The 13,283-nt window shown below is 52.1% G+C and carries 9 protein-coding genes; 5 read left to right on the top strand and 4 right to left on the bottom strand.

Going from position 1 to position 13,283, the window contains the following annotated elements; genetic code table 11:
- Nucleotides 1-2: 2 nt before the first annotated feature.
- Both OIK42_RS11600 and OIK42_RS11605 read right to left on the bottom strand, forming a co-directional pair.
- A complete protein-coding gene (locus OIK42_RS11600; RefSeq protein WP_273640677.1) occupies nucleotides 3-569 on the bottom strand; it encodes a phosphoribosyltransferase in 567 nt (188 codons plus the stop codon).
- 156 nt (nucleotides 570-725) lie between these two features.
- Complete coding sequence (locus tag OIK42_RS11605; protein ID WP_273640679.1) at nucleotides 726-1,931, bottom strand: lipoprotein-releasing ABC transporter permease subunit; 1,206 nt, start codon at nucleotides 1,929-1,931, stop codon at nucleotides 726-728.
- Nucleotides 1,932-2,101: 170 nt separating this feature from the next.
- Between OIK42_RS11605 and OIK42_RS11610 the strand changes: the two genes are divergently transcribed.
- From OIK42_RS11610 to OIK42_RS11625, 4 genes are all read left to right on the top strand, one after another.
- Nucleotides 2,102-2,695, top strand: a complete 594-nt coding sequence (locus tag OIK42_RS11610) for a PilZ domain-containing protein (protein ID WP_273640680.1) — start codon at nucleotides 2,102-2,104, stop codon at nucleotides 2,693-2,695.
- 63 nt (nucleotides 2,696-2,758) lie between these two features.
- Nucleotides 2,759-6,259 carry a transcription-repair coupling factor gene (mfd, locus tag OIK42_RS11615; protein ID WP_273640681.1) on the top strand — a complete coding sequence of 1,167 codons (3,501 nt, stop codon included), beginning with the start codon at nucleotides 2,759-2,761 and terminating at the stop codon, nucleotides 6,257-6,259.
- Complete coding sequence (locus OIK42_RS11620; protein WP_273640683.1) at nucleotides 6,256-7,842, top strand: CsiV family protein; 1,587 nt, start codon at nucleotides 6,256-6,258, stop codon at nucleotides 7,840-7,842. The genes mfd and OIK42_RS11620 overlap by 4 nt, the downstream gene beginning before the upstream one ends.
- Before the next feature lie 3 nt (nucleotides 7,843-7,845).
- Nucleotides 7,846-8,385 carry a cob(I)yrinic acid a,c-diamide adenosyltransferase gene (locus tag OIK42_RS11625; protein WP_273640684.1) on the top strand — a complete coding sequence of 180 codons (540 nt, stop codon included), beginning with the start codon at nucleotides 7,846-7,848 and terminating at the stop codon, nucleotides 8,383-8,385.
- Between the two features lie 47 nt (nucleotides 8,386-8,432).
- Here OIK42_RS11625 and OIK42_RS11630 read toward each other — a convergent pair whose 3' ends face one another.
- Together OIK42_RS11630 and nagZ are read right to left on the bottom strand one after the other, a co-directional pair.
- A complete protein-coding gene (locus tag OIK42_RS11630; RefSeq protein WP_273640686.1) occupies nucleotides 8,433-9,803 on the bottom strand; it encodes an SLC13 family permease in 1,371 nt (456 codons plus the stop codon).
- On the bottom strand, nucleotides 9,787-10,788 hold the full coding sequence (nagZ, locus tag OIK42_RS11635) for a beta-N-acetylhexosaminidase (RefSeq protein ID WP_273640689.1): 1,002 nt from the start codon (nucleotides 10,786-10,788) through the stop codon (nucleotides 9,787-9,789). Before nagZ ends, OIK42_RS11630 begins: the two co-directional genes overlap by 17 nt.
- A gap of 169 nt (nucleotides 10,789-10,957) precedes the next feature.
- Here nagZ and OIK42_RS11640 point away from each other — a divergent pair, with 169 nt between their 5' ends.
- Nucleotides 10,958-13,270 carry a penicillin acylase family protein gene (locus OIK42_RS11640; protein WP_273640691.1) on the top strand — a complete coding sequence of 771 codons (2,313 nt, stop codon included), beginning with the start codon at nucleotides 10,958-10,960 and terminating at the stop codon, nucleotides 13,268-13,270.
- Nucleotides 13,271-13,283: the final 13 nt, after the last annotated feature.

Genomic DNA, 13,283 nt, shown 5'->3' on the forward strand with positions numbered 1-13,283 from the left:
TTTTATTCTTTGTCGTAAAGAATATCCATAACGTCGGCAAGCTCGGTTTTACCGGCGCGCACTTCTTCTTCGCTTAAGTCCGCAATTTCATGAGGAAATACCAACCACTCATTGCTTTCGTTCACGTAGTAGTCGGGCACAATCTCGGTTTTGTTATTCGCAGGTTTGTAGTATGGGCAAGCAATACGAATATCTTTAGGCATATTCAGGCGCATCAGCTTTTTAATTTGCTTTATCAGTGCGTCTACGCTGCGACCAGAGTCAAATACATCATCAACAATCAGCAAGGCATCATCGGCGTTGGCATTTTCAATAAGATAATGCAGGCCGTGCACGCGAATTTCTTTGCTTTGCTTATTAATGCCATAGTAAGAGGAAGTTCTTACCGCAATGTGGTCGGTAGGAAACTGCTTAAACTCAAAAAATTCCTGTACGGCAATACCAATGGGGGCACCGCCGCGCCATATGCCAATAATAAACTGCGGCCGAAAGCCATCTTTATATACTTGCGCCGCAAGTCGAAACGAATCTTTGAGCAGATCCTGCGAGGTAATAAATACTTTGTTCATAAAGTCGAAACCGAGCGTAAATAAAGTACGCGATTATAAGAAAATTTAGTTTACTTTGCACGGTAAAACCCAAAAACCTGACCATTCAATCAAGTTACAGGTCTGTACTCATCGCCGCCCGGCATATTGCAGTGCGCCACCGTATAGGCCTACAGGCTAAGACTCTTGTTGTAATACCGTGGCCGGTTGTACTTTCATGGCGCGCTGGGCCGGATACCAACTGGCCAGCAAGCACAGCAATAACGAAAATGCCGTTACCCAAATTACCTGTTGCCACTGCATGTCAATCGGCAGGCCATTACCATCGGCAGACAGCCCCAGGTGTATACCCAACAACTCGAGTATATCGTTAATGTACAGCACCGCTACAATGCCCAGTACCGCGCCAATAACGGCGCCTTTTAAGCCATTAAATATGCCGTTGAGCATAAAAATACTGCGCACCGACGCTACTGTCATGCCTTGTGAACGCAAAATCGCAATATCACCACTTTTTTCCGACACCACCATCACCAACGCCGACACAATATTAAATGCCGCTACCGCTATAATCAGCAGCAACATTAAAAACATCATGTTTTTTTCCATTTTTACTGCGTCAAACAGGGGCCCCTGTCGCGAACGCCAGTCACTGGTGCTATAGCCCTTGCTATCCAATGTATCCACCACGCCCTGGTAGTTAAAGGCGTTGTGCAAAAACAGCCGTACGTCGGCGGCGCTGTCAGCAGGCTTGCGTAATAATCGGGTAAGGTCGTCAAGGCGCAGGTAAATCACTTTATCGTCGAGTTGCGAGCCTAAGTTAAACAGCCCGGCAACTGTTACCAGGCGCTGGCTTGGCATTCGGCCAAACGGGGTATACACACTGGCGCCGGCCACCATTACGCGTATTTTATCGCCTACCCGCACTTCTAAATCCATGGCCAGAGAACGGCTGATAATGGCCCCGAACTTAATGTTGTTAAGCTGGTTAAAATCACCATCGAGCATGTAATTGCTCACAATGCTGTGCTCGGTCATTGCCTGTGGCTCAACGCCCTGCAATTGCACTCCGCGCAATGCCAGGCGCGACTGTACCAGCCCCTCGGCCTCCCGAAAACGGCTCACGGCACGCACTTCGTTAAGGTTCAGATCGGCTACCTGCGCAGGGTTAGCATCATGCACTACTACCTGCGGTACAATCCCCAGAATACGGTTGCGTAACTGGGCTTCAAACCCATTCATTACCGACAACACAACTATCAGCGCCATGAGTCCCAGCGCAATACCCGCTACCGAAAAGCGGTTAATAAACGCCACAAAGCTATTGTGTTTGCCCGCCGTCGAATAACGCAGGGCAATAAATGCAGACAGCGGATACGTCATAACTATTTACCTGTACTTTGTAACTCATCGCAGTGCCAATACCACTTGGTATTCCACTTCCACTGCACTACGCTTATCATCATGGTAGGTTTTAATAATAAACAAAGACTTAAGCTCGCTGCATAATACGTGTAAGCTACTCAGCGCACAAGTCGGCTTGGAGAGGTAGTGTGGAATCGTTAACCCTGGCAGAAAAACAAGCTCAGTTTAATGAGTTTTTCCTTATAAGTCATAGCATCAAGGTCAATGTTAAACCCCTTGAGGCAGGCTTTGTGTTGCCCAACGCCGAAGAGCTCGACGAACACATGCCCTATGCGTTTCGCATTGCCAGTGAAATGGCCAGTATCGAAACCCAGGCCCTGCGTCCACTGCGTAACCTCAGCGAACATGCCTCTGATCTGGTCAATTACTTAACCCATCAGTCGCGTAAAATCGATCTGATGATGTCGTATATTTTGCATCAGCAGGACGATCCGGATCATCGCTTCGAAAGTATTAAATTCGGCGGTGGCGGTGTCATTATTCTCCACCCTGCCCCCATTGATATTGGCAGGGAGGCCGAACTAAAACTGTTTGTTTCTGAGGAGGCAGCAGCCATTTTTTGTTATGGTGAAGTTATTACTTGCCAGCAGGAATCGGATGGCTACCATATATCATTTATTTTTACCCGGATCCGCGAGCAGGATCAGGAGTTGTTAGTCAGGGCCAGTTTGCATTTGCAAACGCTGCAATTACGCAAGCGCAATCAAACCAAAAAAACCTAGCACTTGGAACAATAGCAAGGCGCTGCGAATCAACCGTCACCATAGCGAGCTTTATCAGTAATCATGACAACCACGCTTTACTCTTTGCCTCTGCCCAAACCCAAATCATCATCCAATGTGCAAGACCAACAGCAATGGGGGCTGTTACACGGCAGTAGCCGGGCACTGGCTGTTGCACAGGCCAGCCAGCAAGCTGATCGGCCAGTGGTCCTGGTCACAGCCGATACACCGTCAGCGCTCAAGCTCGAAAAAGAAATTCGCTATTTTCAGGGTTCCCAGCACAGCGTGCCGGTTACATTGTTTCCCGATTGGGAAACCCTGCCCTACGACACCTTTTCGCCGCACCAGGACATTATCTCCCAGCGCATGGAAACGCTGTTCAGGCTAACACAGGAGCCGTCGGGTATTTTTATTGTGCCCATTAACACGTTAATGCAACGTTTGGCACCGGTCGACTATATTGGCCAGCATTTGTTATTGCTTAAGCGTGGCCAAACCCTCGACCGCGATCAGTTTCGTCGCCAGTTAGAACAAGCCGGTTACCTGCACGTTAGCCAGGTCATGAGTCACAGTGAATTTTCGGTCCGCGGCAGTATTATCGACCTCTATCCCATGGGCTCTAAAGATCCCTACCGTATCGATTTGTTCGACGACGAGGTCGACACCATTCGCCTGTTCGATCCCGACTCACAGCGCTCCAGCGACGCCGTAAACGAGATTCGCATGTTACCGGCGCGTGAATTCCCCACCGACAAAGACGCGCTGAATTTATTTCGCCAGCAGTTTTTAGAGCGCTTCGACGCCAGTAACAGCGAAGAGTCGGTGTTTAAGCAAATTACCCGTGGCACTATGCCAAGCGGGGTTGAGTATTACCTGCCGCTGTTTTTTGCCCAAACCGCAACGTTATTCGATTACTTTCACCCCGACACGCTGGTGATGTTGCATGGCGATATCAGCGATGCCAGTGAGTTTTTCTGGGCCGATCTTAATGAGCGCTACGAGCAATACCGCTACAACAAGCAGCGCCCGCTGCTGTCGCCGGCAGAACTGTATTTACCGGTCAACGAACTGTTTGCGGCGCTTAAACACTGGCCGCGGATCACCCTGGCCACCGAAGCCCTTGGCGAGGCGGCCGGCAAACATAACCTGCACTGCGAAAAGCTCGACGGTATCGGGTTAAATCCGCAAAAGAAAACGCCAGCGCAGGATCTTCTCAACACCTTAAAAGAGGCCCAGGGCCGCGGGGCTAAAGTCCTCTTTTGTGCCGAATCCCAGGGCCGGCGCGAAAACCTGCTGGGTATACTCAGCAAATACAGCATTAAGCCGGTCGAATATAAGTACTTCGACGAGTTCCTCGGTAGTCACGATAACATCGGCATTTCCATCGGTATGGTGGAGCACAGCTTTCGCTGGAACACTCCCGATGGCGAACTGTTATTCATTACCGAAACCCAGTTACTGGGCCATAAAATTAGTCAACGCCGCTTACGTAAAGCACAAAAAGCCACCGACGAAAACGCCATTATCCGCAATTTGGCCGAGCTGTCTGTGGGCCAGCCGGTGGTGCATCTGGATCACGGCGTAGGCCGCTACATTGGCCTGCAAACTCTCGATGCAGGCGGCGTTACTACCGAATACCTGGCTATCGAATATGCCAAACAGGCCAAACTCTATGTACCGGTGTCGTCACTGCATTTAATATCGCGTTACAGCGGCGGCGAGCAAGACTCTGCACCGCTGCACAGCCTCGGCTCCGACGCCTGGGAAAAAGCCCGCAAAAAAGCCGCTGAGCGGGTTCGCGATGTGGCTGCCGAATTGCTCGACGTGTATGCCAAACGTGCGGCTAAACCCGGCTTTGCGTACCCGATAAACTGGGAAGAATACCAAAGCTTTGCCGACAGCTTCCCGTTTGAAGAAACCGCCGATCAGCTCCAGGCTATTAATGCCGTTATTCAGGATATGGGCAGCCCCAATGCTATGGATCGGCTGGTGTGCGGCGATGTGGGCTTTGGTAAAACCGAAGTGGCCATGCGCGCAGCCTTTTTAGCGGCTAATCAGGGTAAACAGGTGGCCATTTTGGTCCCCACCACTCTGCTGGCCCAGCAACACTTTGAGAACTTTAAGGATCGCTTTGCCAACTGGCCGTTTCGTATTGAGGTGGTCTCGCGTTTTGTTAGTGGCAAAGCCACCAAATCGGTCATGGACGGTATCGAAAATGGTACCGTCGACATTGTGGTCGGCACCCACAAATTACTGGGCGATTCAATTAAGTTTAACGACTTAGGCCTGGTAATTATCGACGAAGAGCACCGCTTTGGCGTGCGCCAAAAAGAAAAGTTCAAGGCCCTGCGCGCCGATGTGGATATTTTAACGCTTACCGCAACGCCTATTCCGCGTACGCTCAATATGGCGATGTCGGGCATGCGCGACTTATCCATTATTGCTACCGCACCGGCTAAACGACTGGCCATTAAAACCTTTGTGCAGCAACGCGACAAAGCGGTTATTCGCGAGGCCATCATGCGCGAAATTCTGCGCGGGGGTCAGGTTTATCTGCTTCACAACGAGGTAGAAACCATTGCCCGCACCGCCGAGGAAATCGCCGAGATCGTTCCTGAAGCCCGCATTGCCGTGGGGCATGGCCAAATGCGCGAGCGCGAGCTGGAACAGGTCATGACCGACTTTTACCACCAGCGCTACAACGTACTGGTGTGTACTACCATTATCGAGACCGGTATCGACGTACCTACTGCTAACACCATTATTATGGATCGCGCCGATCACCTGGGTTTAGCACAGTTGCACCAGTTACGGGGCCGTGTTGGCCGTTCACACCACCAGGCCTATGCGTACTTATTAACGCCCCATCCTAAACGCATGACCCGCGACGCCGCCAAGCGTCTCGAAGCCATTGCCAGTCTCGAAGACTTAGGCGCCGGTTTTGCGCTGGCCACCCACGATTTGGAAATCCGCGGCGCCGGTGAACTGCTCGGCGAAGATCAGTCCGGGCAAATTGCCAGTGTTGGCTTTACGCTGTATATGGATATGCTTGAACAGGCGGTTGAGGCCTTAAAAGCCGGTAAAGAGCCGTCGCTCGAGGAAGCCAACCGCCAGCATACCGAAATTGAGCTGCGTATTCCGGCACTGCTGCCCGAAGACTACATTGCCGATGTTAACACCCGCTTGTCGCTCTACAAACAACTCGCCAGTTGCAAACACAGCGACGATATCGAAGCGTTCCAGATTGAATGTATCGACCGCTTTGGTTTACTGCCCGATGCTGCTAAAAACCTGGTGGCAGTGGCCGAACTCAAACTCAAAGCCAAAAAGCTCGGTATCGCCAAACTCGATATGAGCGCCACGGGCGGCACCATCGAATTTAACCAAGATACCCCGGTCGACACCGGTTTTATTATTCAACTGGTGCAAACGCGCAATAAAATGTTTAAATTCGAAGGCAGTCAAAAGTTAAGAATTATAAAGAAAACCGAGACAGCGCGGGAGCGATTAGCTATGGTGGACGCGCTTATAGAAGAATTTGCCAGGGAGATACACCAGGCATGAGGCGTATAATTAGTAGTCTGCTGACACTCAGCGTTATTACCGCCACACCGGTATTAGCCCAGGACGACACAGACAAATGGTGGTTTGATATAGAGGTAGTGCTGTTTGCCCGCGACACCTCTGTCAGCGACGTGGCGGAGTTGTTTGAGCAGCAGTCTCAGCTTACCGCCCCCGATACCGACTGGGATTTGCTCAGCGATTATTATCAGCCGGATATCACCATGGTTTATAATTCATTGCCGGTGTGTAATGCGCCGGCATCGCCACTGTGGGCCGATAAACCCACACTGGATGAAATTATTACCCGGTATACCCTCCCCGATGAGCCTGGCAGTGAGGAGCCCGTCAGTGAGGAGCTTTCAGCGACGCTAGCTGATACCACCGACGAAACCGCGACTGCAGACAGCCTCGAGGCCGGTCAAACCAGCAACAGCGCAGCTGTGGCAGCCCTGCCAGGTGACACAGCTGTTAATACAAACGCTTATTCAACTGCTTATATACCTGCGCAGACCGAATACACAGTAACAACCGATGTAACCGTGCCCGGTACCAACACCACATTGCTGACTGCGTCAGACGAAACCACACCTGTGACGCCCGCCCCAGAAGCAGAGCCGTTACCAGCACCGCCACCGTCTCCCGCAAAAATTGCCGGTTACTGGTTGTCGTATGTATTAAACGATGCGCAGTTAACGCCGTTTGCTGTGCCGGACCGGCAGCTCGACTGTGTTGAAAGCCGCCAACCGGTCTTGGTCACCAACCTTAATACCACCAGCGACTGGCACTGGCAGCAGGCAGACTTACGCATACCGGTACGTCAGCAAACGCCACTCACTATCGAAGGGGCCGACTGGCAACGCGCCAACGGGCCCCATTTGTTACCCGGCAGCGCACTCACCCAGGACGAGTTGTTTACCAGTATCCGTTGGCGCAAGGGCTTACAGCGACTGGCCCATTTCAGCTGGCGTCAGCAGGTTAAATTTGGTCAGGACAAGGCCGAAACACTGCGTGTTTTTGCCGGTCAGAACTATGCCAATCAATTTAACCAAAGCGGCGAACAGCTTGCCGCGGATACGCCTTCGGCTAGTGCGCCTGAGGTCGCGAGCGCTGCGCCAGACGCACAAGACACCCCACCGCCGGTGCCGACAGATACCTTTTTTAGTGAGCTGAACAAGCGACTGGCTAATCCCCAGCCCATCAGTTTTGCCAGCATGATGACGCCGCCTGAGCCTGACATTGCCGATATCATCGCTGGCAGCCAAAAAGAGCCGGCGCCTATCTGGGAGCTCGATGGCTTTATTCAGATCTATTTAAAATATCTCAATAACGTGCCGTATTTACACATTAACAGCGAGCTGTTTTACCGCCAGCCGCTGCTAACCGGCACCACCGTGGCCGGCGATGGCTTTGCCACTACTACGCCAACTTACGAACTGGTATCGGTGCCTTTTAAGCAGTTACGCCGGGTGATCAGTACCCAGTTACATTATTTTGATCACCCATTGTTTGGCATGGTAGTGCAAATTCGACGCTACGACCGGCCACCGGCACCACAGCCAACAGCGTCTCAGGACAAAAACTAACCCATGAAAATCTATACCAAAAGCGGCGATCAGGGTAACACCCTGCTATACGTCAACAAGCCGGTAAAAGTCAGTAAAGACGATGCCATTATTGAATGTTACGGCAGCCTCGATGAACTCAATGCCAATGTGGGGCTACTGGCGGCGCATTTGCAGGCCCAATCCTTAGGCAGTGCCAGCGATCTTGAATATCTTGCGGCCATTCAAAATGCACTGTTTAAAGTGGGTTTTGCGGTATCGGCAAGTTCCACATTATCGGCCGATGCCGTGACCACGCTGGAAGCGCATATCGACGTTATGCAGGCCCAACTCCCGGCTCAAACCAGCTTTATTTTACCCGGCGGCAGTGTAGCTGCGGCGCAGGCTCATGTGTGCCGTACTGTGTGTCGTCGTGCTGAGCGACGCCTGATCACCATGGCGCAACAGGCCGAAGTATCGCCCCTTGCCCAGCAATACCTGAACCGCCTGTCAGACTGGCTATTTGTGTTTGCCCGCTATTTAAATGCGATGGAGCAAATACCCGATGTACCGGTCAGTAATTAACCGCCAGGCCAGTCACAAGGCTCATGCTCTGGGGCAGTGGTAACTGCTTATAAGCGGGTAACCACCACCACTGCCGTAATTACAACGCCAACCAGAATGTTCAACACCGTGCCTTCGCGCACCATGGTTTGAATGGGGATACGGCCACTGCCATACACAATGGCATTTGGCGCAGTCGCCACCGGCATCATAAAGGCGCAGCTTGCGCTAATGGCAGCAGGCATCATTAACACTATGGGATCCACCCCAATCGCGGCCGACGCACTGGCCAGAATGGGCATTAACAAAGTGGCCGTGGCGGTATTAGAGGTAATTTCGGTAACAAAACTTACTGTCAGACACAATATCAGCAGCGTCGCCACAATCGGCAACGCCGATAACCCGGTCAGAGCATCCCCTAATAACTGACTGAGCCCGGACGCAGTAAACGCTTTGGCCATACAAATACCGCCTGCAAACAGCAGCAACATACCCCATGGGATGGCTTCGGCGGTTTTCCAGTCAAGCAGTTGACCCGGTTTGGCTTTATTGCCATTAGGCACCAAGAACATCAGTACCACACCGGCAACGGCAATGGTGCTGTCACTGACCAGCGTCATACCTGTCCACTGCGACCAATAGGGTCTGAATATCCACGCTAACGCAATCACACCAAACACTACCAGTACCCGTTTTTCCGCCGCCTGCCAGGCCCCGGATTGAGGTAAGTCACATGGCGGCATCGCCGTTAAGTGTCGTGTTAGCCACCATGCCATGATTGGAATCGAAATCAGTACTATCGGCACACCGGTTACCATCCAGTTTAAGAAGCTCAGTTCAGTGCCGGTGGTTTGCTCATAGACGCTCATAAAAATGATATTCGGAGGAGTACCAATAGGCGTACCAACGCCGCCTAGGCTGGCCGCATAGGCAATACCAAGCAGCAGTGCGGTTGCCAGTTTTGGCGAGTCCATCGAGGTAATGATCGCCAGCGCAATGGGCAGTAACATCAGCGTAGTAGCAGTGTTAGAAATCCACATACTGAGCACCGCTGAGGTCAGCATAAAGCCCAGCACCAGCCGTTTGGCACTGGATGCGCCGCACAAATGTAACATGTACACCGCAATACGCCGGTGCACGCCTGATTTTTCCAGCGCTTTAGACAACATAAAGGCGCCCATAAGCAATAAAATCACATGGCTACCCAGTGCCGATGACGCTTCTTTATAGTCAATAATTCCGGCCATCGGAAACGCCACAAACGGGATCAACGAGGTTACCGGGATGGGCAGCGCTTCGGTCACCCATAAAACGGCAACTAACAGGGTTAAAGCGGCGGTAATACTCAAGGCATAGTTTAACCCGTTCGCCTGCATCACCAGCCATAAGAGCGTGCTGGCAATAGCGCTGATTGCAATATAGTTATATTTTACTGTCATAGTGTTGCCATATCGCACAGGCTTGTGCGTATTCCTTTACTGAATGAGGATTAAGCGGACGCCCGGACAATCCGGCCAGGCGATGAGAAACTACCGTCGTCGCCGGTAAGCCATCGAGGATCTGCGCCGCCCCCGCGGTGTTATTACAGGCCAGTACCATATCGCAGCCAGCCGCCAGAGCTTTGGCTGCACGCTGCGCATAACTGCCGGCCACGGCGGCCCCTTCCATCGACAAATCGTCAGAAAAAATCACCCCGTCAAAGCCCAACTGCCCGCGCAATACCGTTTGTAACCAAAACGGTGAGAAACCCGCAGGGTTATCGTCAATGTTCGAAAAACGCACATGGGCAGGCATCATAGCGTCAATTAAGCCGTCTTTAATCAACTGCTTAAAGGGAATTAAGTCACACTGCTCCAGGGTTTGCCAGTCGCGTTCATCAACCGGCGTATCGATATGCGAATCAGCCACCACGCTGCCATGGCCAGGAAAATGTTTACCTGTTGAGGGCATCCCCACCGCATGCATGCCTTTAATTAAACTGCCCGCCAGTTCAGTTACTGTGAGTGGATCCGGTGCAAAGCCCCGATTGCCAATCACATTTGATACGCCATTGATATCTAATACCGGCGCAAAGCTTATATCGATATCCAGTTGCTTGAGTTCGTACGCCATAATGACGCCGCAGGCGTAACTTAATTCGCCGGCATCGTGACGATTGCGCGTGTAAGTTAAGATATCGCCCATCGCCGGTAAATGCGTAAACCCCTCACGAAAGCGCTGTACCCGCCCTCCCTCATGATCAACGGCAATCAGCAGCGGCTTTTGAGCTGCGTCACGAATTTCACTTATTAAAGTGCTAAGTTGTGCGGTAGACTCATAGTTACGCGAAAACAAAATCACCCCGCCGGTAAGCGGGTGCGCTAACATGTCGCGTTCATCTTCCAGTAAACTGGTGGTGCGACAATCAATCATAACGGGTCCCATGACAACTCCTGGAATCTATAGCGTTTACATATTATGTTCAGCGGCCAAATAAAAAAATGCACTAGCTTGGCCATCATTGCCGCGATAATGTAAGGTTTATTAATTCGCTCATTACACAAAAATAACATCTAAGTATGCTAAGCATAAGAAAAAAAAGGGAGTATTACACGTGTTAAATTGGTTTAAACGGATTAGTCTTATCGTACTTAGCCTCGTTATTATTGCCGTCATGGCGGTTTATTTAACCCTGCGCCAGAGTTTACCGGCGCTGGACGGTGAACGCACCGTGAGCCAGGTTTCCCAGCCGGCAACATTATCGCGGGATTCCCTTGGCCAGGCCATTATTCATGCGTCAACGCGTAAAGACGCTATGTATTTACTTGGCTATGCGCATGGTCAGGACCGCTTTTTTCAAATGGACTTACAGCGACGCGCTGCCGCCGGCGAACTGGCCGAGTGGTTAGGAGACATGGCCGCAGAATACGATAAAGCCAATCGTTTTCATCAGTTTCGCCGCCGCGCAGAACATATCGTGACTGCCATGCCAGCGCAGCAACGGGCCCTGCTCGTGGCATACAGCGATGGCGTTAATGAGGCGCTTAATGAAATGGGCGCACGGCCCTTCGAATATATCGTGACTAACTTTGAACCCGCTCCCTGGACACCTGCTGACAGCGTACTGGTTATCTTTAGCATGTACCTGGATTTACAGGGTTCCAGCATGAAGCGCGATCTGGCGCTCACCAGCATCGCCCATGTATTTGGTCAGCCGATGGTCGATTTTTTAACCCAGTCAAGCCAGTACCAGGCGGCACTGGATGGCTCTTTGGTGACTGAACAGGCCGACATTCCGGCGCTACCCGGCGCAACCGCGAGTGCTGACAGCGCGCCCGCGTACACCTCTGCAATACTGGATGCTGCTGCAAATTTTGTGGCCGATATTGGCAGCAACAATTGGGTGGTTGACGGCACACTGACCGACACGGGCGATGCCTTGCTGGCCAGTGATATGCACTTAGGCATGAGAGTTCCCACTACCTGGTACCGGGCCCAGCTTAATTACCCTGGCCCTGCTAGCGAGGTCAGCGTGACCGGTGTATCGCTGCCCGGTGTGCCCGGTATTGTGGCAGGTACCAATGGCCATATTGCCTGGGGGTTTACTAACAGTTACATCGACACGGCCGATTGGATCCAGGTCGATAAACAAGACGTTACCTCCGTGAAAGAAACGCTTAACGTGGGCGGCGATATTCAGTCATATAACCGGTTAGTGAGCGAATACGGGCCGGTCAAACAGGTCGGTACGCGTTTTTATGCCTTATCCTGGGTGGCGCACCAGCCTTACGCGGTAAATATGCTGCTGGTTGAGCTGGCAAACGCGCGCTCAGTGGCCGAAGCACTACCAGTGGTTAGCAAGCTCGGCATACCGGTACAGAACATTGCCATTGGCGATACCGACGGCAATATCGCCTGGATGCTGGCTGGTGCGGTGCCGGCCCGTGAAACGCCCCACGACATGGCCATTACCCCCGAGCAGTTCGACGCTGGCTGGCAAACCGACGAAACAGAATTACCGGTTGTAATGAATCCTGATACGCATCGGATCTGGAGCGCGAATTCACGGGTGATGAGCAGCACAGCCTTATCGCGGTTTGGTGATGGTGGCTACGCGCTGGGCGCCCGGGCATCACAGGTTCGCGACCGGTTATTTGAGCATGAGCAATTCGATGAAGCGCGTTTTTATGCCATTCAGCTCGACAACGAAGCCCGTTTTTTACAACCCTGGCATTCATTGTTACGCGCGCTGCTGAGTCAAAACGCCGACAGCTATCAGGCCGATATCGCGGCACTCGACAACTGGGGAAAGTGCGCCTGCTCTGATTCGGTAGGTTATACGCTGGTCAAACACTTCCGCGGGCAGCTGTTAACAACAGTATTTGCCCCGGTAAACAACGCGCTTAACAATTACGGACAATCCCTGTGGTCGGCTACCAATGCGCTGGAACCCGCAATTTGGCAACTTATTAACGCACAATCAGCCAGCTGGTTACCCGCCGGGCAAAACAACTGGCAGGATTTTATGCGCGCCGAATATGACTCGGCTAAAAGCCGCTTACTCAGCCAACACAGTGAGACCGGCGAGCTGGCCGATTTAGCCTGGGGTAAAGTCAATGTGATGGCCCTCACCCACCCCTTTGCAGGGCAAATCCCCGTGCTTGGCAGCGCACTGAATATGCCGCGAATTCCCGGCTTTGGTGATACCTTTATGCCAGCCGTTCAGGGCCGTGACTTTGGCGCATCGCAACGGCTCTTTGTACGCCCCGGCCAGTTAGATAAAGCGGTACTGACTGTCCCTGGCGGACAGTCCGGTCATCCGTTGTCAGCCTTTTACCAGGCAGGCTTTAGTGACTACGCCAATCAGCGTAATACGCCGCTTATGCCATCGGCACCGCTGCACACGCTGACATTTATACCAGAATAATTAACAGGGAAAG

This window comes from Alteromonas gilva (assembly GCF_028595265.1).
Lineage (GTDB): Bacteria > Pseudomonadota > Gammaproteobacteria > Enterobacterales > Alteromonadaceae > Alteromonas > Alteromonas gilva.